The organism is Stenotrophomonas sp. STEN021, assembly GCF_056760175.1.
The window spans coordinates 32,166-56,335 of sequence record NZ_JBRREH010000007.1 but is presented as its reverse complement, the minus strand read 5'-3'; the positions used below and the strand labels follow the sequence as shown (position 1 = coordinate 56,335).

Annotated in this window: 18 protein-coding genes; 14 read left to right on the top strand and 4 right to left on the bottom strand. The window is 64.2% G+C overall.

The features are described 5' to 3' along the window. Positions 1–99 precede the first annotated feature (99 nt). The 7 genes from ACVOL0_RS02600 to pbpC all read left to right on the top strand — a co-directional run bounded on the left by ACVOL0_RS02600 (position 100) and on the right by pbpC (position 14,135). Complete coding sequence (locus tag ACVOL0_RS02600) at positions 100–426, top strand: DUF1003 domain-containing protein (RefSeq protein WP_481547770.1); 327 nt, start codon at positions 100–102, stop codon at positions 424–426. A gap of 33 nt (positions 427–459) precedes the next feature. Continuing rightward, positions 460–1,617 carry a bifunctional 2-methylcitrate synthase/citrate synthase gene (prpC, locus tag ACVOL0_RS02595; RefSeq protein ID WP_481547769.1) on the top strand — a complete coding sequence of 386 codons (1,158 nt, stop codon included), beginning with the start codon at positions 460–462 and terminating at the stop codon, positions 1,615–1,617. A gap of 302 nt (positions 1,618–1,919) precedes the next feature. Continuing rightward, positions 1,920–4,535 carry a Fe/S-dependent 2-methylisocitrate dehydratase AcnD gene (gene acnD, locus ACVOL0_RS02590; RefSeq protein WP_481547768.1) on the top strand — a complete coding sequence of 872 codons (2,616 nt, stop codon included), beginning with the start codon at positions 1,920–1,922 and terminating at the stop codon, positions 4,533–4,535. A gap of 158 nt (positions 4,536–4,693) precedes the next feature. Further along, positions 4,694–5,071, top strand: a complete 378-nt coding sequence (locus ACVOL0_RS02585; protein WP_481547767.1) for an endonuclease domain-containing protein — start codon at positions 4,694–4,696, stop codon at positions 5,069–5,071. A 124-nt stretch (positions 5,072–5,195) separates the two neighbouring features. After that, complete coding sequence (gene prpF / locus ACVOL0_RS02580; RefSeq protein WP_481547766.1) at positions 5,196–6,389, top strand: 2-methylaconitate cis-trans isomerase PrpF; 1,194 nt, start codon at positions 5,196–5,198, stop codon at positions 6,387–6,389. A gap of 224 nt (positions 6,390–6,613) precedes the next feature. Beyond that, positions 6,614–11,521 carry an alpha-2-macroglobulin family protein gene (locus tag ACVOL0_RS02575; RefSeq protein ID WP_481547765.1) on the top strand — a complete coding sequence of 1,636 codons (4,908 nt, stop codon included), beginning with the start codon at positions 6,614–6,616 and terminating at the stop codon, positions 11,519–11,521. A gap of 250 nt (positions 11,522–11,771) precedes the next feature. Continuing rightward, the gene (gene pbpC / locus ACVOL0_RS02570) at positions 11,772–14,135 is read left to right on the top strand and encodes a penicillin-binding protein 1C (RefSeq protein ID WP_481547784.1); all 2,364 of its coding nucleotides are present in this window, start codon (positions 11,772–11,774) and stop codon (positions 14,133–14,135) included. A gap of 374 nt (positions 14,136–14,509) precedes the next feature. On the opposite strand, the gene ACVOL0_RS02565 is transcribed toward pbpC, so the two are convergent. Beyond that, positions 14,510–15,085: a ferritin-like domain-containing protein gene (locus ACVOL0_RS02565; protein WP_481547764.1), complete on the bottom strand. Its 576-nt coding sequence runs from the start codon at positions 15,083–15,085 to the stop codon at positions 14,510–14,512. Positions 15,086–15,110: 25 nt separating this feature from the next. Next, positions 15,111–15,593, bottom strand: a complete 483-nt coding sequence (locus tag ACVOL0_RS02560) for a redoxin family protein (protein WP_481547763.1) — start codon at positions 15,591–15,593, stop codon at positions 15,111–15,113. A gap of 156 nt (positions 15,594–15,749) precedes the next feature. Between ACVOL0_RS02560 and ACVOL0_RS02555 the strand changes: the two genes are divergently transcribed. Both ACVOL0_RS02555 and ACVOL0_RS02550 read left to right on the top strand, forming a co-directional pair. Then, complete coding sequence (locus ACVOL0_RS02555; protein ID WP_481547762.1) at positions 15,750–16,187, top strand: Hsp20/alpha crystallin family protein; 438 nt, start codon at positions 15,750–15,752, stop codon at positions 16,185–16,187. Positions 16,188–16,313: 126 nt separating this feature from the next. Continuing rightward, positions 16,314–17,210 (top strand): DnaJ C-terminal domain-containing protein, encoded by an 897-nt coding sequence (locus tag ACVOL0_RS02550; protein ID WP_481547761.1) that lies wholly within the window; start codon positions 16,314–16,316, stop codon positions 17,208–17,210. Positions 17,211–17,390: 180 nt separating this feature from the next. On the opposite strand, the gene pilH is transcribed toward ACVOL0_RS02550, so the two are convergent. Both pilH and ACVOL0_RS02540 read right to left on the bottom strand, forming a co-directional pair. Next, positions 17,391–17,774: a twitching motility response regulator PilH gene (gene pilH, locus ACVOL0_RS02545; RefSeq protein WP_481511073.1), complete on the bottom strand. Its 384-nt coding sequence runs from the start codon at positions 17,772–17,774 to the stop codon at positions 17,391–17,393. 90 nt (positions 17,775–17,864) lie between these two features. Then, positions 17,865–18,860: a YhdH/YhfP family quinone oxidoreductase gene (locus tag ACVOL0_RS02540; protein WP_481547760.1), complete on the bottom strand. Its 996-nt coding sequence runs from the start codon at positions 18,858–18,860 to the stop codon at positions 17,865–17,867. A 295-nt stretch (positions 18,861–19,155) separates the two neighbouring features. Here ACVOL0_RS02540 and hflK point away from each other — a divergent pair, with 295 nt between their 5' ends. The 5 genes from hflK (at position 19,156) to ACVOL0_RS02515 (ending at position 24,133) form a co-directional block, all read left to right on the top strand. Further along, the gene (hflK, locus tag ACVOL0_RS02535) at positions 19,156–20,262 is read left to right on the top strand and encodes an FtsH protease activity modulator HflK (protein ID WP_481547759.1); all 1,107 of its coding nucleotides are present in this window, start codon (positions 19,156–19,158) and stop codon (positions 20,260–20,262) included. Continuing rightward, entirely contained in the window at positions 20,259–21,122 is an 864-nt protein-coding gene (hflC, locus tag ACVOL0_RS02530; protein WP_481547758.1) for a protease modulator HflC, read from the top strand. The genes hflK and hflC overlap by 4 nt, the downstream gene beginning before the upstream one ends. 299 nt (positions 21,123–21,421) lie before the next feature. After that, on the top strand, positions 21,422–21,607 hold the full coding sequence (locus ACVOL0_RS02525; protein WP_481547757.1) for a DUF2065 domain-containing protein: 186 nt from the start codon (positions 21,422–21,424) through the stop codon (positions 21,605–21,607). 244 nt (positions 21,608–21,851) lie between these two features. After that, on the top strand, positions 21,852–23,144 hold the full coding sequence (locus tag ACVOL0_RS02520) for an adenylosuccinate synthase (protein ID WP_481508789.1): 1,293 nt from the start codon (positions 21,852–21,854) through the stop codon (positions 23,142–23,144). Between the two features lie 257 nt (positions 23,145–23,401). Next, positions 23,402–24,133 carry an AraC family transcriptional regulator gene (locus ACVOL0_RS02515; protein ID WP_481547756.1) on the top strand — a complete coding sequence of 244 codons (732 nt, stop codon included), beginning with the start codon at positions 23,402–23,404 and terminating at the stop codon, positions 24,131–24,133. Positions 24,134–24,170 lie beyond the last annotated feature (37 nt).

Genomic DNA, 24,170 nt, shown 5'->3' with positions numbered 1-24,170 from the left:
GACGCGCACGTTCGGTGAGCGGATTGCCGACCGGGTGGCGGAAGTGGGGGGAGCTGGAGTTTCATCCTGTGCTTTTTCTTCCTGCTGCTGGTATGGATGGTGGCCAACAGTTTCATGCTGGCCAAGGCCTTTGATCCCTATCCCTACATCCTGCTGAACCTGGTGCTGTCCTGCCTGGCGGCAGTGCAGGCGCCGATCATCATGATGAGCCAGAACCGGCAGGCGGCCGTGGACCGGATGCATGCCGAGAACGACTACCAGGTCAACATCAAGTCCGAACTTGAAGTACTGCAGATCCACGAAAAGCTCGACCTGCTGCGTTCGCAGGACTGGGCCTCGCTGGTTGAACAACAGAATCGTCAGATCGAGATGCTGCAACGGCTGCTGGAGCAGACCACGCGCGGCACCGATCGTAATCCCGATTGAAATCGTGAACCCGTTTTCCCGGAGGTAAACACCATGTCAGAGCAAACTGCCGCACCGGCGTTCAAGCCGAAGAAGTCCGTCGCCCTGTCCGGCACCGCTGCCGGCAACACCGCCCTGTGCACCGTTGGCCGCAGCGGCAACGACCTGCATTACCGTGGCTACGACATCCTGGACCTGGCCAACACCAGCGAGTTCGAGGAAATCGCCCACCTGCTGGTGCACGGCAAGCTGCCGAACAAGGCCGAGCTGCGCGCCTACAAGGCCAAGCTGAAGGCGTTGCGTGGCATCCCGGCAGCGGTGAAGGCCGCGCTGGAAGAGTTGCCGCCCTCGGCGCATCCGATGGATGTGATGCGCACTGGCGTGTCCGTGCTGGGCTGCGTGTCGCCGGAGAAGGACGACCACAACCACCCGGGTGCGCGCGACATCGCCGACAAGCTGATGGCTTCGCTGGGTTCGATGCTGCTGTACTGGTACCACTGGAGCCACAACGGCAAGGTCATCGACGTGGAGACCGACGATGATTCGATCGGCGGCCACTTCCTGCACCTGCTGCACGGCGAGCAGCCGCGCGAGTCCTGGGTCAAGGCCATGCACACCAGCCTGATCCTGTACGCGGAACACGAATTCAACGCCTCGACCTTCGCCTGCCGCGTCATCGCCGGCACCGGCAGCGACATGTACAGCGCCATCACCGGCGGTATCGGTGCGCTGCGCGGTCCCAAGCACGGTGGCGCCAATGAAGTCGCCTTCGAAGTGCAGAAGCGGTACGAAACGCCCGACGAAGCCGAGGCGGACATCAAGGCCCGCGTCGAGCGCAAGGAAGTGGTGATTGGTTTCGGCCACCCGGTCTACACCGTCTCCGATCCGCGCAACAAGGTGATCAAGGATGTCTCGCGCGAGCTGTCGGCCGAGCAGGAGAACATGAAGATGTACGACATCGCCGAGCGTCTGGAGTCGGTGATGTGGGATATCAAGAAGATGTTCCCGAACCTGGATTGGTTCAGTGCCGTCAGCTACCACATGATGGGCGTGCCGACCGCGATGTTCACTCCGCTGTTCGTGATTGCGCGTACTGCGGGTTGGAGCGCACACATCATCGAGCAGCGCATCGACGGCAAGATCATCCGCCCGAGTGCAAACTACACCGGTCCGGAAGACCAGACCTTCGTGCCGTTGGACAAGCGCGGCTGATGCCGAAGCATGGATGATGCGTGATGCCTAAAAGCCCCTCTCCCGCTTGCGGGAGAGGGGTTGGGGTGAGGGGAAGCTTCCAGCACGTACAGCCCGCTTCAAGCTCGTAGAAAAAGCGAAGCAAAGCTGGAGCTCAAGCAAGAGCAGGAGCTCCCCCCCATCCGCCCTTCGGGCACCTTCCCCCGCAGGCGGGAGAAGGGAAGCCACAGGTTCCATGTGTTGCTGTGTGGCTCATGCAATCGCAAGCAGCTGCGAGCAAAGCCCAAAGCACACCAGCAAGCCCAGACCCTCACAGGCCAGCCATGAATACCGATTACCGCAAACACCTCGCAGGCAGCACGCTCGACTACTTCGATGCGCGCGCCGCAGTCGATGCCATCCAGCCCGGCGCCTACGCCACGCTGCCGTATACCTCGCGCGTGCTGGCAGAAAACCTGGTGCGCCGCTGCAACCCGGCTACGCTCACTGATTCGCTCAAGCAGCTGATCGAGCGCAAGCGCGATCTCGATTTTCCCTGGTTCCCGGCACGCGTGGTCTGCCACGATATCCTCGGCCAGACCGCACTGGTCGACCTGGCCGGCCTGCGCGACGCCATTGCCGACAAGGGCGGTGATCCGGCCAAGGTCAATCCGGTGGTGCCGGTGCAGCTGATCGTCGACCACTCACTGGCAGTGGAATGTGGCGGCTACGATCCGGACGCGTTCACCAAGAACCGCGCCATCGAAGACCGCCGCAACGAAGACCGCTTCCACTTCATCGACTGGACCAAGCTGGCCTTCGAGAACGTCGATGTGATCCCGCCGGGTAACGGCATCATGCACCAGATCAACCTGGAGAAGATGTCGCCGGTGATCTACCAGCAGGGCGGGGTGGCCTTCCCGGATACCTGCGTCGGCACCGACAGCCACACTCCGCACGTGGATGCACTGGGCGTCATCGCCATCGGCGTCGGCGGACTGGAAGCCGAGAACGTGATGCTGGGCCGCGCCTCGTGGATGCGCTTGCCCGACATCATCGGCGTCAAGCTGACCGGAAAGCCGCAGCCGAACATCACCGCCACCGACGTGGTGCTGGCGATTACCGAGTTCCTGCGCAAGGAACGCGTGGTTGGCGCTTACCTGGAGTTCTTCGGTGAAGGTGCTGCCGCACTGACCATCGGTGACCGCGCCACCATCTCCAATATGTGCCCCGAATACGGCGCCACTGCGGCGATGTTCTACATCGATCAGCAGACCATCGATTACCTGCGCCTGACCGGGCGCGAGGAAGCGCAGACCGCGCTGGTCGAGAACTACGCCAGGACCACCGGTCTGTGGGCCGATGCACTGGAAACCGCACAGTACGAGCGGGTGCTGGAGTTCGATCTGTCCAGCGTGGTGCGCAACATGGCCGGCCCCAGCAACCCGCACAAGCGCCTGCCGGTGTCGGATCTGGCCGAGCGCGGCATCGCCGACGAAGCCAAGCTGCTCAGCGGCAAGAGTGAGGAGGCCGAAGGCCTGATGCCGGATGGCGCGGTGATCATCGCTGCCATCACCAGCTGCACCAATACCTCCAATCCGCGCAATGTGATTGCCGCCGCGCTGCTGGCGCGCAATGCCAATGCGCGTGGTTTGACCCGCAAACCGTGGGTGAAGTCATCGCTGGCGCCGGGTTCCAAGGCGGTGCAACTGTATCTGGAAGAAGCCGGCCTGCTGCCGGACCTGGAGCAGCTGGGCTTTGGCATCGTCGCCTTCGCCTGTACCACCTGCAACGGCATGAGCGGTGCACTGGACCCGAAAATCCAGCAGGAAATCATCGACCGTGACCTGTACGCGACCGCCGTGCTGTCGGGTAACCGCAACTTCGATGGCCGCATCCATCCGTATGCCAAGCAGGCCTTCCTGGCCTCGCCGCCGTTGGTGATTGCTTATGCCATTGCCGGTACCGTGCGCTTCGATATCGAGAAGGACGTGCTGGGTGTCGATGCCGACGGCAAGGAAGTGCGCCTGAAGGACATCTGGCCAAGCGACGCAGAGATCGACGCGGTGGTGAAGGCAGCGGTGAAGCCGGAGCAGTTCCGCAAGGTCTACAACCCGATGTTCAACATCCGCGTCGAACACGGTGAAAAGGTCAGCCCGTTGTACAACTGGCGCCCGCAGAGCACCTATATCCGCCGCCCGCCGTACTGGGAGGGGGCATTGGCCGGTGAGCGCACGCTGCGCGGCATGTTGCCGCTGGCGGTGCTGCCGGACAACATCACCACCGACCACCTGTCGCCGTCCAACGCGATCCTGCTGTCCAGTGCGGCCGGTGAATACCTGGCCAAGATGGGCCTGCCGGAGGAGGACTTCAATTCCTACGCCACCCATCGCGGCGATCACCTCACCGCACAGCGCGCCACCTTCGCCAATCCAAAGCTGTTCAACGAGATGGTGCGCAACGAGGACGGCAGCGTGAAGCAGGGCTCGCTGGCGCGGGTGGAGCCGGAAGGCAAGGTCATGCGCATGTGGGAGGCAATCGAGACCTACATGGAACGCAAGCAGCCGCTGATCATCATCGCCGGTGCCGACTACGGCCAGGGCAGCTCGCGTGACTGGGCCGCCAAGGGCGTGCGTCTTGCGGGTGTGGAGGCGATTGCCGCCGAAGGCTTCGAGCGGATTCACCGCACCAACCTGATCGGCATGGGCGTGTTGCCGCTGGAGTTCAAGCCGGGCACCAACCGCAACACGCTGGGCATCGATGGCACTGAAAGCTATGACGTGATCGGCCTGCGCACCCCGCGTACCGATCTGACCCTGGTCATCACCCGCCGCAACGGTGAAGTGGTCAGGGTGCCGATGACCTGCCGCCTGGATTCGGACGAAGAAGTTGCGATCTACGAGGCCGGCGGCGTGCTGCAGCGCTTTGCACAGGATTTCCTGGAGGGCTCGGTTGCCTGAGGGCTAAAGCTACCCTCTCCCCCGACCCCTGTCCCGTAGAGGGAGAGGGGCGTGGTGATCCAACTGCGACACGAGATTCATGAGACTGCATGAGGCCTAAGCCCCTCTCCCCTCGCGGGAGAGGGGTTGGGGAGAGGGGGCAAAGGAGGCCCGCAATCATGCAGCAGCTCAAATTTGCAAAGTCGCTACGTAAAAACATGACCGAAGCTGAGCAGCGGTTATGGCGCCACCTTCGGGCACATCGTCTGCTGGGTGAGAAGTTCCGCCGACAGCAGCCGCTGGGGCCGTATGTAGTGGACTTCGTGCACTTTGGGGCGCGGCTGATAGTTGAAGCTGATGGCGGGCAACACAACCAGAGCAGGCAGGATGCAAGGCGCGATGCCTGGTTGGAGAGTCAGGGCTTCAAAGTTCTGCGGTTCTGGAACAACGAGATTCTTGGGAACGGCGATGCGGTGCTGGAAGTGATTCTTGCGACTGTGAGCGCCCTCTCCCTCAACCCCTCTCCCGTAAAGGGAGAGGGGGGCAAAAGCAGATGATGCGAGATCCAGCATTGCTGGCGCTCGCGCGGACCAAAGCCCCTCTCCCCTCGCGGGAGAGGGGTTGGGGAGAGGGGGATAGCTCCCATCCCGGTAAACCAACATACCCAAGGAAACCCACTCAATGTCCCGTGCCCCCCAGATCAAGATCCCGGCCACCTACATGCGCGGCGGCACTTCCAAGGGCGTATTTTTCCGCCTGGAAGACCTGCCAGCCAGCGCCCAACAGCCGGGCTCGGCACGTGACCACCTGCTGCAGCGGGTGATCGGTTCCCCTGATCCCTATGCCAAGCACACCGATGGCATGGGCGGCGCTACCTCCAGCACCAGCAAGTGCGTGATCATCGCGCCCAGCAGCAAGCCCGATCACGACGTGGACTACCTGTACGGACAGGTGTCGATCGACACCGACTTCGTCGACTGGTCCGGCAATTGCGGCAATCTCTCGACCGGTGCAGGTGCATTCGCGCTGCATGCAGGCTACGTCGATCCGGCACGCATTCCCGCGAACGGCATCTGCGAAGTGCGCATCTGGCAGGCCAATATCAACAAGACCATCATTGCGCACGTTCCGGTTACCGATGGCCAGGTACAGGAAACCGGCGACTTCGAGCTCGATGGCGTGACCTTTCCCGCCGCCGAGATCGTGCTGGAGTTCATCGACCCAGCCGACGAGGGTGAAGGCGAGGGCGGCGGCGCGATGTTCCCCACCGGCAACCTGGTCGACGAACTCGATGTGCCCGGGGTCGGCAAACTGCAGGCGACCATGATCACCGCCGGCATCCCCACGGTGTTCGTCAATGCAGCGGACATCGGCTATACCGGTGCCGAACTGCAGCCCGCCATCAATGACGACAAGGCGGCACTGATCAAGCTGGAGGCCATCCGTGTTGCCGGTGCGCTGCGCATGGGCCTGATCAAGACGCCTGAAGAAGCGCTCAAGCGCCAGCACACGCCCAAGGTCGCGTTCGTGGCGCCGCCGCTTGACTACGTTTCCAGCGGCAACAAGCAGATCCACGCCACCGACATCGACCTCAATGCCCGCGCGATGTCGATGGGCAAGTTGCACCACGCAATGATGGGCACCGCATCGGTAGCCATCGCCACCGCAGCTGCAGTGCCAGGCACGCTGGTCAACCTCGCCGCCGGCGGCGGTCAGCGTGATGCGGTGCGCTTCGGCCATCCATCCGGCACGCTGCGCGTTGGTGCCGCGGTCGCGCTGGTCGATGGCCAATGGACCGTCACCAAGGCGGTGATGAGCCGCAGTGCCCGTATCCTGATGGAAGGCTGGGTGCGCGTACCGGGTGATGCGTTCTGAGTTTTGGCTCCGTCCATGGTTGTATGGACGAGGAAGTCAAGCGAAGGGCCGCTGATATCAGCGGCCCTTCGCTTTTGCTGCGTTGGAGACTCGAACCGACCAGGTGCTGCTGGGTAGACCGCCTTCCAGACAAATCGTCTGCAAAATGCATTTCGCTACACAGGTCCTTACCTATCGGCTGGTTATACTCCGGCGATCTGCGGGAGGACGCCATGGCTAACAGGATGTTGAAGCGTATTCGTTGGGCTGCGGCCGCCTTGGTGGCGCTGGCCTTGGTTGCAGGATGCAGCAGGAACGAAACCGGGCAGCTGCCCGGCGCCAGCGGTGAGGCGATCCAGACCAAGCAGGAAGAGGTCAAGGGTTTTGCCATGCTGCGTGCCTACCCGGACCAGAAGGGCGGCGACGGTCTCGCGTTGGCGGTGGAGTTCTCGCGCCCGCTGGTCGGCACCCAGGACTTCGACAAGCTGCTGCGCTTCGAGGAGAAGGTCGGCAACGAGGACAGCAGCTGGTCGCTGTCCGATGACGGCAAGACCCTGCGCTATCCCTATGTGGAGGCGGCCAAGGAATACACGCTGATCATCTCGGCCGACCTGCTGGCGGCCGACGGCAACCGGCTGGGTACCGAGGTCAAGCAGAAGGTCTTCACCGGCGAGCTGGATCCTGCGGTAGGCTTCGCCTCGCAGGGCAGCGTGCTGCCGGCCCGTGAGAGCCGCGGCCTGCCAGTAGTCTCGGTGAACGTGCCGGAGGTGGATGTCGAGTTCCTGCGCGTGCGCGAAAAGGACCTGCCCACCTTCTTCAGCCAGTACCAGCGCGGCGGTCGCCGTGGCAGCTGGGAGCTGGACAGCGAATACGGTGACAAGACCCCGCTCAACCAACTGGCCGAGCCGGTCTACGTCAATCGCTTCATCCTGGGTGGCAAGCAGAACGAGCGGGTGCTGACCTATCTGCCGATCCAAGAGGTGAAGGAACTGCAGCAGCCCGGTCTGTACTTCGCGGTGATGAAGCGTACCGGCAGTTTCGACAACGAGTTCGATACCTCGTTCTTCACGGTCAGCGACATCGGTCTGCACACCCGCGCCTACAAGGACAAGCTGTTCGTCCATACCGCCTCGCTGGCCGACGGTTCGCCGGCCAAGAAGGTCGAGCTGAAGGTCATCGATGGCAAGGGCGAGGTCATCCTCAAGGGCCAGACTGACGGCAATGGCAACGCTTTGCTGAACTACACGCTGGATGCCGCCCATGTGCTGGTCGCCAGCAGTGGCAGCGACACCACCATGCTGCCGTTCAACCAGCCGGCGCTGGACCTGAGCGAGTTCGCTGTGGCCGGGCGCCAGAACGCCAACTTCGACGTCTTCGCCTGGTCCGGGCGTGATCTGTACCGCCCTGGCGAGACCGTGCGCATCTCCGCGCTGCTGCGTGACAACGACGGCAAGACCCTGGCCGGGCCAGCCACCGGCGGCCAGCCGGTGTTCCTGCGGCTCAAGCAGCCGGACGGCAAGACCTTCCGCGAGACCCGCCTGCAGCCAGGCGAACAGGGCTATTTCGCGTTTGAGCAGACCATCCCGGCGGAAGCACCCACCGGGCGCTGGACCGTTGAGTTCCGTACCGACCCGGCCAGCAAGGAAGCCGTGCAGGGCATGACCCTGCGCATCGAGGAATTCCTGCCCGAGCGCATGAAGCTGGACCTGGACAGCGCGCAGAAGACGCTCAAGCCGGGCGAGGCACTGAAGCTGCAGGCCGACGCGGCCTATCTGTATGGCGCACCGGCCGATGGCAACCGCTTCACTGCGCGTCTGGCGGTGGCAGTCGAACAGCACCCGGTCGAGTCGATGCCGGGCTGGTTCTTCGGCGACCCGACCGTGCAGCTGCCGCGCGAAGCCAATGACGTGATCGACACCACCCTGCCCAAGGACGGCAAGCTGCGCGAAGACGTCGCGCTGCCGGCCGAAGCTGGCAAGGCCACCACCGTGGCTGCGCTGCTGTCCGGCAGTGTCTATGAGACCGGTGGCCGCACCGTTACCCGCACCCTGAAGCGGGTGATGTGGCCGGCACCCGCACTGGTCGCGGTGCGCCCGCTGTTCAACGACACCGACGGCGCCGATGCCAACGCCAATGCCCGCTTCGAACTGATGCGCGTGGATGCCGACGGCAAGCCGCAGCCGGCCAAGGGGCTGAAGGTCACCCTGGTGCGCGAACTGCGCGACTACCACTGGACCTATACCGACAACCGTTGGGACTACGACTTCACCCGCCGCTTCGAGAACAAGGAAACCCGCACCATCGACGCCGGTGCGACCTCAGCCCGCTTCGACTTCCCGGTCGAATGGGGCGAGTACCGGGTGGACGTGTTCGATCCGGCCACCGGCCTGACCATGCGCTATCCGTTCCGCGCCGGTTGGAGCTGGAATGATGACAACCGTGGTCTCGATGCACGTCCCGACAAGGTCAAGCTGTCGCTGGACAAGACCGGCTATCGCGCCGGAGACACCGTCAAGGTCACGCTGACCCCGCCGCATGCCGGCCGTGGCGTGTTGATGGTGGAAAGCGACCACATGCTGTACGTGCAGGACATCGACGCCAAGCCCGGAAGCACCTTTGAAATCCCGGTCAGCAAGGACTGGGAGCGTCATGATGTGTACATCACCGCGCTGGTGTTCCGTGGTGGCAGCGCGCCGAGCAAGGTCACCCCGGCGCGTGCTGTTGGCGTGGTGCATGTGCCGATGGATCGCCGCGACCGCCGCGTCGCGGTAGGTCTGGTCGCGCCCAAGCAGATGCGCCCGGAACAGCCGATGACGGTCACCGTCAGCGCGCCCGAGCTGGCTGGCAAGCCGGCGCACGTCACCGTCTCGGCGGTCGACGTGGGCATCCTCAACATCACCCGCTTCCCGGTGCCGGATGCACCCGGGCACTTCTTCGCGCAGCGTCGCCTCGGCGTGGATGCCTATGACATCTACGGGCGCGTGATCGAAAGCTTCGAGGGCAATAGCGGCAAGCTGAAGTTCGGTGGTGACATGGCCCTGGCAGCACTGCCGCAGGCCAAGCGGCCGACCGCGCGCGTGCAGACGGTGGATCTGTTCTCCGGCCCGGTGGCGCTGGATGCCAAGGGCAATGCACGGGTGCAGCTGCAGGTGCCTGATTTCAACGGCACCCTGCGCGTATCGACAATGGTCTATTCGGCCGACCGCTATGGCAACCGTGACGTGGAAACGCTGGTGCGCGCGCCAATCCTGGCCGAGGCAAGCATGCCGCGGGTGATGGCGCCGGGCGACCGCAGCACGGTCACCCTCGACGTGCAGAACTTCACCGGCAAGCCGGGCGAGTTCAACGTGCGCGTGGATGGCGAAGGCCCGCTCGGCATCGCCGAATCGACCCGCACGGTGCAGTTGGCTGGCGATGCCAAGAGCACGCTGAGCTTCCCGCTGACCGCGCAGGAAGGCTATAGCGTGGCCAAGGTGCGGGTGCGGGTGGACGGCAATGGCTTCAAGGTGGACCGCCGCTACGACCTTCCCGTACGTGCGGCGTGGCCGTCGGTACTGCGCTCGCAGACGCGTACCCTGGACCCGCTGGCGCCAGTCACCCTGGACAGCAGCTTCGCCAATGGCCTGATGGGTGGCTCGGTCAATGCGCGCATGCTGGTCAGCGCCTTGCCGCCAATCCCGTTCGCCTCGGCGCTGCAGGGGGCGTTGAACTACCCCTACGGCTGTGCCGAGCAGACCACCAGCAAGGGCTATGCGGCGCTGATGCTGGATGAGGCCACCTCGGCCATGCTGGGTGCCGATGGCCTGGATGCCAAGGCTCGCCGCGAGCGCATGGAAGGCGCGTTCGGGCGGCTGGCCTCGATGCAGGTGGCCAACGGCAACTTCTCGATGTGGGGCGACGACGACTACATCAACCCGGCATTGACCCCCTATGTCGCCGAGTTCCTGCTCGACGCCAAGGACGCCGGCTTCGCGGTGCCGGAGAACGTGCTGCAGAAGGCCTTGAACCGCATCAGCGAAGACCTGCTCAGTGGCGGTAACCAGTTCTACGGCAGTGATCGTCGCGATGGTTTGAAATTCGCCAACCAGGCCTATTCCGGCTACGTGCTGGCACGGGTCAACCGCGCGCCGCTGGGTACGCTGCGCACGCTGTGGGACAACGAGCGCAGCAAGGCGGTCACCGGCCTGTCGCTGGTGCACCTGGGTGCGGCGTTGGCGATCCAGGGCGACAGCAAGCGCGGCCAGGCGGCGATAGCCGCGGGCTTCGCCAAGTCCAGTGCGGACCGCCCGGAGTACTTCGGCGACTACGGCACCCGCCTGCGCGACGAGGCCTTGATGATCGCGCTGCTGCACGAGCGCGGCCTGTCCAAGCCGGAGTACGACGCGCGTGTGATCGATCTGGGCCGCACCCTGGATGTGCGCCGCGGCAGTGGCCTGATGTGGCTGAGCACGCAGGAACAGGTGGCGCTGGCGCGCCTGGGCAAGGCCTTGATGGCCAACCAGAAGAAGCTGGTGTCCGGTGAGCTTGCGGTCGGCGACAAGCTCGAAAGCATCAGTGCACGCAAGGCCTTTGGCCGCGTTTTCGATGCGGCGCAGTTGGCGCAGGGTGTGCGTTTCTCGCCGCAGGGCGAGGCGCCGATGTTCGCCAGCCTCGACGTTGCCGGTATTCCGCGGCAGCCGCCGGCACCGGATAACAGCGTGATCGGCATTGAGCGGTCCTGGTTCGGCACCGATGGCAAGCCGTGGACGCCGCGTCCGTTGAAGGAAGGCGAGGCCTTGATCGTACGGCTCAGCGTCACCTCCAACTCGAACATGCCCGATGCCCTGCTCACCGACCTGTTGCCAGCCGGGCTGGAGATCGAGAACTTCAATCTTGGTGATGCCAAGCAGTGGGCCGACGTGGTGGTGGGCGAGGTCAAGGTCAGCGACCGCTCCAGCGCTGCCGACGTCAAGCACGAGGAGTTCCGTGATGACCGCTATGTAGCCGCCCTGAAGCTGTCGCGTGGCAGCACCGCACACGTGTTCTACCTGGTGCGTGCGGTCACCCCGGGCACCTACATGGTGCCGCCGCCGTTGGCCGAGGATATGTACCGTCCCGACATGCGCGGCGTTGGCCGCTCCAACCCCAGCACCATCACGGTGGTGCAGCCGTAATTGGCTGCTGCTCCCTCCCTTTGCCGGAGGCAAGGGGAGGGCTGGGGAGGGGTAAGCTCATCCACGCCCAATCCGTTCCAGCGCCACAGGCAACGATCGCGGCGTCAGGCAGCTGCTCCTGCTCCCTCCCTTTGCCAACGGCAAGGGGAGGGCTGGGGAGGGGTAAGCTCTTCCGCGGCCAAGCCGTTCCGCCCCAGCTCCACAGGCAATGTCTGAAGAATCATCCCCATTGAAAACGCGCGCCTCCCGGCTGAAACACGTTGCCACCCGCGTGCGCACCATCTTTACGCTCCGCAACCTGCGCTGGGCGCTCGCCGCCCTGCTGACATTGCTGCTGGTACTGGACCTGGCATTCCCGCTGCCACTACCGAGATCACGCGATACCAGCACCTTGGTGGTCGCGCGTGACGGCACGCCGCTGCGCGCCTTCGCCGATGCCGAAGGCGTGTGGCGTTACCCGGCAGACGCGAAGACCCTCTCGCCGCTGTACCTGCAGGCCTTGTTGACCTACGAAGATCGCTGGTTCTGGCGCCACCCCGGCATCAATCCGTGGGCGCTTGCACGCGCCGGCAAGCAGATGCTGCTGGAACGGCGCATCGTCTCCGGCGGTTCCACGCTGACCATGCAGGTCGCGCGCATCCTCGATCCGCACACGCGTACGCCCTGGGGCAAAGTGAAACAGCTGCTGCGCGCGCTGCAGCTGGAACTGCATCTGAGCAAGTCGCAGATCCTCGATCTGTACCTGGAGCGCGCACCTTACGGCGGCACCATCGAAGGCGTGGAAGCGGCCAGCTGGGCCTATCTGGGCAAGTCGGCCACGCATCTGTCGCAGGCCGAGGCCGCATTGCTGGCGGTGCTGCCACAATCCCCGAGCCGGCTGCGCCCGGATCGCCATCCCGAGGCCGCGCAGCGCGCCCGCGACAAGGTGCTGGCACGCATGGCTGAGCTCAAGGTGTGGTCGGCCGATGATGTCGCCGATGCGCGTATCGAGCCGGTGGTCGCGCGTTCACTGCAGCAGCCCCTGCATGCAGCCTTGCTGGCGCAGCGTATGCGCAGCACGTATCCGCGTGTGCCGCAGATCGAAACCACGATCGACAGCGGCCTGCAACGCACGCTGGAAGAACGTGTTTCCTCGTATTTCTCACAGCTGCCGGAGCGCACCTCGGCAGCCTTGCTGGTGATGGACAACAGCACGCTGGAGGCGCGCGCCTATGTCGGCTCGGTCACTTTCGCCGACAAGGCACGGCTTGGCCATGTCGACATGGTGCAGGCCTGGCGCTCGCCCGGCTCAACGCTCAAACCGTTCCTGTATGGCATGGCCCTGGATGACGGCCTGATCCATTCGGAAAGCCTGATCGTGGATGCGCCGCAGAGTTTTGGTGGCTACCGGCCGGGCAACTTTGATGCGGCGTTCAATGGTCCGGTCGGCGCGGCAACGGCGTTGCGACTGTCCTTGAACGTGCCCTCGGTGGATTTGCTGGATCGCGTTGGGCCATCGCGATTTGCGGCAAGGCTGGGCAATGCCGGCATCAATCTGCGTTTCCCGCACGGCACCCAGCCCAGCCTTGCGTTGATTCTCGGGGGCACCGGTGCGCGCCTGGAGGATCTGGTGGGGGCGTTCTCCGCGCTCAATCGGGAAGGCATCGCCGGTCGCGTGCGCTACACGTCGAAAGACCCACGCATCGAGCGCCGGCTGGTATCGCCGGGTGCCGCATGGATCGTACGCGATGTGCTTGAATCCAATCCGCGCCCCGGCTATGGCGTGGGCACCTTCGATACCGGCAACCGCCCGCGCGTTGCATGGAAGACCGGCACCAGCTACGGCTACCGCGATGCCTGGGCAATCGGCAGCACCCGCTCCTATACCGTTGGCGTCTGGGTCGGGCGTCCGGATGGAACACCCTTGCCGGGGCAATATGGCGCGGTCACCGCCTTGCCGTTGATGTTCGAGGTCATCGACAGCCTGCCGCGCCAGGCCGGTGACAACGCCGTTCGCGCACGCCCGGACAGCGTCAGCGAAGTCGAGATATGTTGGCCGCTGGGCATTGCCGCCGAGCAGACCCCGCCGGCAATGTGCCAAAGGCGATTTCCTGCGTGGGTGCTGGATGGCGTGGTGCCGCCAAGCTTCCCTGAGCGCGAGGCAAGGTACTGGCAATCCGGGCGCATGCGTTACCAGGTGGACGCAACGACGGGCCAGCGGCTGTCGCCCGGGTGCGAAGGCCATCCGCAGGTCGAAGATCGCGAGATCGCGCGTTGGCCGGCGATGGCCTCGCCTTGGCTGACCATGGCGCAACGGCAGGCACAAAGCCTGCCGCCGTTGGCATCGGACTGCGCCGATGACGGTAGGCAGTCTGATGGCGTACTTCACATTGAAGGCTTGAATGACCTGGCGACACTGGCGCGCCCGCCGGGCGCACAGCATGGCCCGCGCCTGCAGCTGCGCGCCCTGGGCAGCGAGGCCACGATTGAATGGCTGCTCGACGGCCGCTGGATCGCGCAGACACAAGGCGCGCGTACCTTCATGCGTGATTTCAACGATGCCGGCGAGCACACCCTCACTGCGTTGGCAGCCGACGGCGCTTGGACGCGCGTCCGCTTTCGCGTAGTGAACTGAAGGGCAAGGTAGTGCCGAGCCATGCTCGGCAGGGGCTTTCCCAGCAATGCACGTAGGAGCGGCGTAAGCCGCGAAGCCACCAATGCATCAGGTCGCGAAGATCCGCGCAATTTCAGCGGTATCAGCCTCGCGGCTTACGCCGCTCCCACAACGCGTGGACCGCAAGCACCGTAGTGCCGAGCCATGCTCGGCAGGGGCGTTGCCAGCAATGCCCCCTGTCGCAGCGGTGCAAGTCGCGAAGCAACAAATGCATCAGGTCACGAAGATCCCTGCAATTTCAGCGGGGCCAGCTTCGCGGCTTGTGCCGCTCCCAAAACATGGGTTTTCCGGCAAAGCTCCAGCCGAGCATGGCTCGGCTCCAGCAAGCCTCCGGGTTACTCGCCGATCCAGCCTTCCAATAGATCGGCGAACTCGTCTGCGTGGTCTTCTTCCTGGGCCAGGATCTGTTCCAGGATGCGCTTGGTGGTGGTGTCCTTGTCGCCGACGAAATTGATCATCTCGCGGTAACTGTCGATGGCGATGCGCTCGGCGATCAGGTTCTCGCGCACCATGTCGCGCAGGTTGCCGCCTTCCTTGTACTCGGCATGGGCGCGGGCGGTGAGGGTGTCCGGATCAAGGTCCGGTTCCCCGCCAAGCTGCACGATGCGCTCGGACAACAGCGCCGCGTGCGCCTGTTCCTGTTGCGCATGCTCCAGGAACTCGGCCTTCACCGAATCGGCCAGCATGCCCTTGGCCATGTAGTAATGGCGGTAGTAGCGCAGCACGCATACCCATTCGGTGGCCAACGCATCATTGAGCAGCTTGATCACCGCCGTACGGTTGGCGGTATAGGTGGGTGTAACCGCACCATCCTCGATGCTCTTGCGCGCGTTGGCGCGCAAGGTCTTCCGATCAGTGATGCCTGCCAACTGCGTGGCTTTGGTCGATTTGGCGGCGGGCTGCTTGCTCATGGCTGGCCTTTCCTTCTGTTGCGCCCTATGCGGGCAGATGGGCGAGCACATGCTCGGCCCCGGATACCTCGAATTGCCCCGGTTGTTCGATATATGCCGCGCGCACCACGCCGTTTTCGATGTACAGAGCGAAGCGGCGCGAACGCATGCCCATGCCGGAGGCGCTGGCGTCCATCTCCAGACCCAGCGCGCGGGTGAAGTCGCCATTGCCGTCGGACAGCATCTGCAGTCCGTCCGGCACCGACTGGCTCTTGGCCCAGGCCTGCATCACGAACGGGTCGTTGACTGCCATACAGAACACCTCGATGCCGCGCTTGCGGAAGTCCTCGAAATGCTCGACATAGCCGGGCAGATGACGGGCCGAGCAGGTCGGGGTGAACGCGCCAGGCACGGCGAACAGCACGGCCTTGCGGCCGTCGAACAGTGCATGGGTGTCGATCGTTTCCAGGCCTTCGCGCAGGCGCTTGAGGGTCACTTCCGGAATACGATCGCCGACATTGATGGACATTGGGTGGGGCTCCTAGGCTGAATTTGAGTTTAAAGAGGCGGTGGAAGCGTTGCGTCAACAGCTTGAAAAGGCGGTCTTCACACAATACGTCCTTGGCATGGGGAAGGCAGTGCCATTCCGGCGTGCCAGTCCCGCCATATCTTGCAGGAGGACATCATGAGCATCGTACGTTACCGCCAGTGGCCGACCCAGTCCGAGATTCACCAGTTGTTGTCGCCGTTGCTTGAAACCGTCACCAGCAGCAGCGCCTCTGCTTGGATGCCGGCAGTGGACATCCGCGAGGAGGCCAATCGTTTCGTGGTGATGGCAGATCTGCCCGGCGTCGACCCGGCCAGCATCGAGGTGCAGATGGAGAAAGGCGTATTGACCATCAGCGGCCAGCGCAACGCAGCTGAACTGGCCGAAGGCCAGCGCCTGACCCGCAATGAGCGAGCGCAGGGCAGCTTCAACCGCCGTTTTGTATTGCCGGACAGCGCCGACGCCGAGGGCATTGTCGCCAACAGCCACAACGGCATGCTGGAAGTGCGCATCCCCAAGCGCAGCGAGGCGGCACCGCGGCGCATCCAGGTGGTGCAGGGCCAGCCCAGCGCCTGATGGTGTGAGCGAACTTCCACCTGCGCAGGCACCGTGGCCCGGTAGAATGGGGTCACGGCGCCTGCCGATTGCACGATGGCCCGTTGCCGCAAGGTGTCGGGCCAGCTTTTTTTCAGAGGTGTGAGGATGGAATTCAAGGATTACTACGCCACGCTTGGGGTTGAACCCAGCGCCGGTGATGCCGAAATCAAGACGGCCTACCGTCGGCTGGCGCGCAAATACCACCCGGACGTAAGCAAGGAAGCCGGTGCCGAGGAGAAATTCAAGGCGGTCAACGAGGCCTATGAGGCGCTGCGCGATCCGGCCAAGCGCCAGGCCTATGACCAGCTGCGCGCGCAGGGTTACCGGCCCGGCGAGGAGTTCAACGCGCCACCGAACTTCGGTGGTGGGCAGGGCTTCGATTTCGAAGAGGTATTTGGTGGCGGTGGCGCCAATGGCGGCTTCAGTGATTTCTTCGAAAGCCTGTTCGCCCGTCAGCGCGGCGGTGCTGGTGGTGGACGGCGTCCGGGCCCTGGCTTCGGCGGCGCAGGCCCGCAGCCTATGCGCGATACCCGCGCCAAGCTGTCGGTGCCGCTGGAGGCCGCGTACAACGGCGACAGCCTGCGCATCACCGTGGACGGGCGCCAGCTCGATGTGCGCGTGCCCAAGGGCATTCGTCCGGGCCAGGTGATCCGCCTGAGCGGGCAGGGGAGCGGCGGCGGCAACCTGATGCTGGAAGTGGAGTACGCCTCGCATCCGCAGTTCGAAGTGGACGGCCGCAATATTCTTTACACCTTGCAGGTGACGCCGTGGCAGGCCGCCTTGGGCACCAGTATCAGCGTGCCGACCTTGGGCGGCGCGGTGGAGCTGAAGGTGCCGGCGGATTCGGACAGCGGCCGCAAGCTGCGCCTGCGTGGCCGCGGCTTGCCGGGCAAGCCTGACGGCGACCAGATCGTGGAGCTGGAGGTGATTGCGCCGGTGGCGACCAATGAAGAGCAGCGCAAGGCTTACAAGGGCCTGGCCAAGGCGTTTGGCGAGGACTGAGTGCGGTTTGGTTTGCGCTGTTGCTGTTGAAGAGAAGCGGGCTTTGCCCGCTTTTCTTTTTTTTGCTGGTTGGGCTGAGGGCAAGCTTCCAACAAGCAGACCCAAAGCAAACCCAGCAACCAAAAACAAGAAAGGCGGGCAAAGCCCGCCTCTCAAAAAGCTTTCCCCAAGAAAGCACTCTCACCCAACTGGCGGTGCCTCGGCACTGAACACCTGCGCGATCACCGCCGACAGATCGTCTTCGGTGAAGGGCTTGGTGATGTAGGCCTTCGCGCCCTGGCGCATGCCCCATAAACGATCGGTGTCCTGATCCTTGGTGGTCACCAGGATCACCGGGATGTGCTGCGTGGTCGCCTCGCGGCGCAGCGTACGGGTGGCCTGGAAACCGTTGAGGTTCGGCATCACCACATCCATCAGCACCAGGTCCGGCAACACCTGCTTGGCAACCTCCACCCCGGAGGCGCCATCGGTTGCGGTGAAAATCTCATGCCCCAGCTTTTCCACAATGCGCTGGATGCCCATCAACTGCGATGGTGAATCGTCGACGATCAGGATACGCGCCATGTTTTTCCCCAAGTAGTGCCGGCAGTGTAGTGCTGGCACTACGCCGACGTGAAGTCGCGGCCTTCACACCGGGGCGGGCTGTGACCGCCGTCAATCAATTCTTACGACAGTGCGGCCAAAGGACTTGCCGTCCAGCATCGTTGCGAACACTTCTGGCAGGCCATCCAGGCCAACTTCGCGGGTACAGATGCGGTCCAGGTGACGCGGTTTCCAGTCGCTGCCCAGCCGTTGCCAGACCTGCTTGCGGATGTCGCGGGCGGTGCCGGCCGAGGCTACCCCCAGCAATGACACGCCGCGGATGATGAACGGCATCACCGTCATGTCCAGTTCGCCGGACGCGGCCAGGCCGGCCGCGGCGACATTGCCGTAGGGCGCCGTCTGCGCCAACAGGCTGGTCAGCATGCTGCCGCCGACGTTGTCCAGGCCGCCGCCGAAGCGCGCCGATTCCATCGGCCGGGTGGTGGCCAGGGCATCGCGGCCGAGGATCTGGCTGGCACCGATGGCAGTCAGATAGTCCGCCGCCTCGGCCTTGCCGCTGATCGCATGCACCTCGTAGCCGGCCTGGCTGAAGATATCCACCGCCAGCGAGCCGACCCCACCGGTAGCGCCAGTGACGGCCAGCGGGCCATGGGCCGGCGTCTGCCGGTTGTCGGTCATGCGCAGCAGCGCCAGCGCGGCGGTGAAACCGGCCGTGCCCAGCACCATGGCCTCGCGCAGGCTGAGCTGGGCTGGCAGCGGGATCACCCACTTGGATTCCAGGCGCACATACTGGCTGTAGCCGCCATCGCGGGTTTCGCTCAGGCCGCAGCCGGTGGTCAGCACCTGGTCCCCCTCGCGGAAGGCCGGGTCGCTGGAGGCGACGACTTCGCCGGCCACGTCGATACCGCCCACCAGCGGGAAGCGGCGCAGGATCTTGCCCTTGCCAGTGCCAGCCAGCGCGTCCTTGTAGTTCACCGAAGACCAGCGGGCGCGGATGACCACCTCCCCCGGGCTGAGCTGGTCCAGGCCCACTTGTTCAGGGCCGCTGCGGTAGCCGGCGTCGTCGTTGTGGATGCGGAAGGCGGAAAACGGGGCGGTAGGGGACATCGGCAGGCCTGCATTGGAACGGGGGAGTGCAACCATAACTGTTGTGAAATGGCCGGTCTGCCCTTATTCCTATTCAAACTGGGTGCCGATAGGGCCTGCAGGTATACCGCGGGACCGGCTTCGGCTTGGGCCCGCACTGCGGGATCAGGCACCTGGGGAATGACTGCAGGCAGACCTTGTTGGTTCAGCTAGCCCCGAACCTGTTCAGAGTCTGCCTTGTTAGAATCGGGATTCGATAGATGGTCAGGTCCTCGGCGGGAGCCCCCGCAGCCTGGCCCTTACAGATGGAGCATGCATGGCCTGGAATACACCCGGCGGCAACAGCGGTGGTGGTGCGGACAACAACCGCGCGCCGCGTACGCCACGTGGCGGCAATGGCGGAGGTTGGGGTGGTGGACTGCCCGGGCCGCTGCGCGACCTGTTTGATGGCGGTATCTGGCGCTGGGTGCTGGTCGCGGTGGGTCTGCTGTTGCTGTTCTCCAGCTTCCAGCTGATCGGCGAACAGCAGCGCGGCGTGGTCCTGCGCTTCGGCGAGTACTCGCGCATCCTGCAGCCGGGCCCCAACTTCAAGCTGCCATGGCCGCTGGAATCAGTGGTCAAGGTCAATGCAACCCAGATCAAGACCTTCAGCAGCAACGTGCCGGTGCTGACCCGTGACGAGAACATCGTCAACGTGTCGGTCAACGTGCAGTACCGCGTGGATGACCCGCGCGAGTATCTGTTCGGTACGGTTGATGCCGACCAGATGTTGGAACAGTCCGCACAGAGCGCCGTGCGTGAGCAGGTCGGCCGCGCCGACCTGAACACCGTGCTGAACAACCGTGGTCCGTTGGCCGTGGTCGCCGAGCAGCGTCTGCAGGCCTCGTTGAAGGCCTACAAGACCGGCCTCAGCGTGACCGGCCTGACCCTGCCTGACGCGCGTCCGCCGGAAGAAGTGAAGCCGGCCTTCGACGAGGTCAACGGTGCCCAGCAGGTCAAGGAACGCTTGATCAACGAAGCCCAGGCTTACGCCGCCAAGGTGGTACCGGAAGCGCGCGGCCAGGCATCGCGTGCCCGTACCACCGCCGAAGGTTACAAGCAGGCCATCGTTGCCCGCGCCGAAGGTGACGCGCGTCGTTTCACCCTGCTGCAGGGCGAGTACAAGAACGCCCCCGAGGTCACCCGCAAGCGCCTGTGGCTGGAAACGGTGGAGCAGGTGTTGGCCGAAAACCGCAAAGTCATCGGTGGCGACGGCCGTCAGCTGATCTACGTGCCGATGCCGGCCGATGCGGGCAAGAGCTCGGCTGCGCCGCAGCTGACCCCGGAGATGGTGGCACCGGCCTTGCCGGCGGCAACCGACAGCATTCGCAACGCGGACCGTTCGGTCTCGCGCTCGGCATCGCGTGAGGAGGCCGGCCGATGAAAAGTTCAGTCGTTATCGGCGTAGTCGTCGCAGTGTTGCTGGGCCTGCTGGGCTCGGTCTATGTGGTGCGTGAAGACCAGACCGCGATGGTGCTCAACCTGGGCAAGGTGGTGCGTGCCGACATCAAGCCGGGCCTGCACTTCAAGGTGCCGCTGGTTGAAACCGTGCGCGTGTTCGACCGTCGCTTCCAGGTGCTGGATACCGCCCCGGCGCGTTACTTCACCGCCGAGCAGAAGGACGTCAGCGTCGACTTCTTCGCCATTGGCAAGATCTCCGACGTGCGCGCCTACTACCGCGCCACCGGCGGCGACAGCAAGATCGTCAACGCCCGCCTTGCACCGATCATCACCGACTCGCTGCGTAACCAGATCAACTCGCGCACCTTGCAGGCCTTGGTGTCCGGTGACCGTGGCGAGCTGATTGCCGGCCAGCTGAAGTCGATCAACGAGGCGATTGCTGCCTTGGGCATGGAGATCATCGACCTGCGCATCAAGCAGATCGATCTGCCGACTGACAGCCAGGTGATTGCCGATGTGTACGAGCGCATGCGCGCCCAGCGCAAGCAGGAGGCCGCCAAGCTGCGCGCCGAGGGCGAAGAGCAGTCGCTGACCATCCGCGCCCAGGCTGACCGCGAGAGCACCGTGATCGTGGCCGAAGCCGAGCGTGATGCGCAGCAGCTGCGCGGTGAAGGTGATGCCCAGGCCGCGTCGATCTACGGCAAGGCCGGCTCGGCCGACCCGTCGTTCTACGCCTTCTACCGCAGCCTCGAGGCCTACCGCTCCTCGATGACCGACGGCAATGGCGTGATCGTGCTCGACAAGAACGACCCGTTCCTGCAGTACATGAAGAACGATCGTTGATCGTTTGACCTTCAGCCCCTCTCCCACCGGGAGAGGGGGTCTATAGTGCCGAGCGATGCTCGGCCGGGGCTTTCCAAGCCTTGTTCGGAGGCGGCGTAAGCCGCGAAGCCCGGGGCTGATCAGGTTGCAGCCAAGCCCGTGATTGCATCGGTGTCAGCTTCGCGGCTGACGCCGCTCCTACAGCGGTTGTTCCGGTAAAGCCCCTGCCGAGCATGGCTCGGCACTACAGGTTCGGTTATCCCGGTATTGGCCCTGTCGAGCATGGCTCGGCACTACCCGGTTTTTGAAGACGCTGACGCATGCAAGACCTCTTTTCCGCCCTCTGCCTCGTTGCCATCATCGAGGGCCTGTTCCTGTTCGCCGCGCCGCTGGCATGGAAGCGGATGGCCGCGCAGATGCTCGATCAGCCCACCGCTACCCTGCGCGTGATGGGGGCCGCGGCGCTTTTTGTAGGCCTCGCCATCCTCTGGTGGGTCCGCCACTGAACCAAACCCTGACGGCCATACCATCCTGAAGCCATGGGGGTGGTAGCTGCCATGCAAAACCCGGATAATCCAGAAAAGCCGGTCGGGCGAGCTCCTTCAAGAGCATCCCGGTCGGCTTTTTCCGTGTATGACCCTGGCGTTTGCCGGCAGCCCCCCGATGGGGCTACCACCATGGCGGAGCAAGGGCAGTGCACGGCCCCGTCCGCGGCCCCGACGGCCGCAGCAAATTCAGGAGTTACCCGTCATGGGTCAATCAGTTGTTGTTCTTGGCGCCCAGTGGGGCGATGAAGGCAAGGGCAAGATCGTCGATCTGCTGACCGAGGAAATCGGCGCAGTTGTTCGTTTCCAGGGCGGCCACAACGCCGGCCATACCCTGGTCATCAATGGCAAGAAGACCGTCCTGCACCTGATTCCATCCGGCATCCTGCGCGACGACGCGCTGTGCCTGATCGGCAATGGCGTGGTGATTTCCCCGGCCGCCCTGCGCAAGGAAATCGAAGAGCTGGAAACGGCTGGCGTGGAAGTGCGTTCGCGCCTGAAGATCTCGCCGGCCGCACCGCTGATCATGCCGTACCACATTGCCCTGGATCAGGCCCGTGAGAAGGCGGCTGGCGGCAAGGCCATCGGCACCACCGGTCGCGGCATCGGCCCGGCCTATGAAGACAAGGTGGCACGTCGCGGCATCCGCATCGCCGACCTGCACTACCCGGAACAGCTGGCTGAAAAGCTGCGTACCGCGCTGGATTACCACAACTTCGTGCTGACCAAGTACCTGGGCGTGGAGCCGGTGGATTTCGACACCGTCTACCAGGAAGCGCTGGCCTTCGGTGAATACGTCGAGCCGATGAAGTCCGACGTCGCTGGCATCTGCCATGACCTGCGCAAGCAGGGCAAGCGCGTGCTGTTCGAAGGCGCCCAGGGCGCTCTGCTCGACATCGACCACGGCACCTACCCGTACGTCACCAGCTCCAACACCACCGTCGGTGGTGCACTGGCCGGTGCCGGCGTTGGCGCCGATGCCATCGACTACGTGCTGGGTATCGCCAAGGCCTACGCAACCCGCGTTGGCGGTGGTCCGTTCCCGACCGAACTGGATGATGAAATCGGCCAGGGCATCCGTGACCGTGGCGCCGAGTACGGCGCGTCGACCGGTCGTCCGCGTCGCTGCGGTTGGATGGACATCGTCGCGCTGAAGCGTGCCGTGGCCATCAACGGTATCTCCGGCCTGTGCATCACCAAGCTCGACGTGCTCGACGGCATGGAAAAGCTGAAGGTCTGCATTGCCTATGAATACCGCGGCAAGCGTTCGGAATACGCACCGCTGGATGCGCAGGGCTGGGAAGAGTGCACCCCCGTGTACCTGGAGTTCCCGGGCTGGAGCGAAAATACCCACGGCATCACCGAGTGGGACAAGCTGCCGCCGGCCGCGCGCGCCTACCTGCGCTCGCTGGAAGAACTGGCAGGCTGCCCGGTGTCGATCGTTTCGACCGGCCCGGACCGCGACCACACCATGATCCTGCAGGATCCGTGGGGCTGATAGCCGCGCCGTGATGTAAAAAGCAACGCCCCGCGCAAGCGGGGCGTTGTCGTTTTGGGCATGACCGACAAGGCCAACCCGTAGTGCCGACCCATGGTCGGCAGGTGCATTACCGATAGAGCCCAAGCCTGTAGTGCCGACCCATGGTCGGCAAGGGCATTACCGGTAACGCCCCTTGCCGACCATGGGTCGGCACTACAGGGGCAGGGCTGGCTAGAATGGTTGGGCACGCCCCCGCTGCCAGCCCGACCGACCCGATGCGTATTGACCCTGCCGAAATTGAAGCGCTGTTCGACGCCATTCCAAGTGTGTTGTTCTTTGCCAAGGACATCGATGGCCGCTACACCCACGTCAACATGACGATGATGCAGCGCCTTGGCATGAAGTCACGCAACGACGCCATCGGCAAGCGCGCCGACGAGTTGTACCCGGTCGGGATGAGCGAGGCCTATACCGAGCAGGACGCGCGGGTTCTGGCAGGCGAGGTGATAGAGAACGTGATGGAGCTGCAGTTGTTTCCCAACCAGCAGCCGGGTTGGTGCCTGACCTGCAAGCGGCCCATCATCGAGAATGGCAAGGTTGTAGGTCTGATCGGTATCTCGCGTGATCTTGGCCAGCGCGGTGGATTGGAATCACAGTACGAGCCATTGCGATTGGCGCTGGACTACCTCAACACGCACTACGCTGAGAATGTGCGTATGCAGACACTGTTGGACATCACCGGTTTTTCGCTGTCCAAGCTGGAGCGGTCGTTTCGCAAGGTGTTCCAGATGACGCCGCAACAGGTGCTTACCCGCCTGCGTATCCAGATTGCACTGCACCTGCTGCATGGTGAGGACAGCGTGGCCAGCATCGGCCAGGCCTGTGGCTTCAGCGACCAGAGTGCCTTCACCCGCAAGTTCAAGGCCGAGGTTGGCATGGCACCGCGCCAATACCGGGCGATGATCGCCGAGCGCGCACAGCAGGAAACGACTCGCGCCCGGCTATGACTTCCGGGGGTGTCGGGGGGCGTTGCAGGGGCAGATG

Bases quoted from the DNA above. Each gene is read 5' to 3' on its own strand.
- prpC (WP_481547769.1), top strand. From the start codon at position 460: ATGTCAGAGCAAACTGCCGCACCGGCGTTCAAGCCGAAGAAGTCCGTC.
- acnD (WP_481547768.1), top strand. From the start codon at position 1,920: ATGAATACCGATTACCGCAAACACCTCGCAGGCAGCACGCTCGACTAC.
- ACVOL0_RS02585 (WP_481547767.1), top strand. From the start codon at position 4,694: ATGCAGCAGCTCAAATTTGCAAAGTCGCTACGTAAAAACATGACCGAA.
- prpF (WP_481547766.1), top strand. From the start codon at position 5,196: ATGTCCCGTGCCCCCCAGATCAAGATCCCGGCCACCTACATGCGCGGC.
- ACVOL0_RS02575 (WP_481547765.1), top strand. From the start codon at position 6,614: ATGTTGAAGCGTATTCGTTGGGCTGCGGCCGCCTTGGTGGCGCTGGCC.
- ACVOL0_RS02565 (WP_481547764.1), bottom strand. From the start codon at position 15,085: ATGAGCAAGCAGCCCGCCGCCAAATCGACCAAAGCCACGCAGTTGGCA.
- ACVOL0_RS02560 (WP_481547763.1), bottom strand. From the start codon at position 15,593: ATGTCCATCAATGTCGGCGATCGTATTCCGGAAGTGACCCTCAAGCGC.
- ACVOL0_RS02555 (WP_481547762.1), top strand. From the start codon at position 15,750: ATGAGCATCGTACGTTACCGCCAGTGGCCGACCCAGTCCGAGATTCAC.
- ACVOL0_RS02550 (WP_481547761.1), top strand. From the start codon at position 16,314: ATGGAATTCAAGGATTACTACGCCACGCTTGGGGTTGAACCCAGCGCC.
- pilH (WP_481511073.1), bottom strand. From the start codon at position 17,774: ATGGCGCGTATCCTGATCGTCGACGATTCACCATCGCAGTTGATGGGC.
- ACVOL0_RS02540 (WP_481547760.1), bottom strand. From the start codon at position 18,860: ATGTCCCCTACCGCCCCGTTTTCCGCCTTCCGCATCCACAACGACGAC.
- hflK (WP_481547759.1), top strand. From the start codon at position 19,156: ATGGCCTGGAATACACCCGGCGGCAACAGCGGTGGTGGTGCGGACAAC.
- hflC (WP_481547758.1), top strand. From the start codon at position 20,259: ATGAAAAGTTCAGTCGTTATCGGCGTAGTCGTCGCAGTGTTGCTGGGC.
- ACVOL0_RS02525 (WP_481547757.1), top strand. From the start codon at position 21,422: ATGCAAGACCTCTTTTCCGCCCTCTGCCTCGTTGCCATCATCGAGGGC.
- ACVOL0_RS02520 (WP_481508789.1), top strand. From the start codon at position 21,852: ATGGGTCAATCAGTTGTTGTTCTTGGCGCCCAGTGGGGCGATGAAGGC.
- ACVOL0_RS02515 (WP_481547756.1), top strand. From the start codon at position 23,402: ATGCGTATTGACCCTGCCGAAATTGAAGCGCTGTTCGACGCCATTCCA.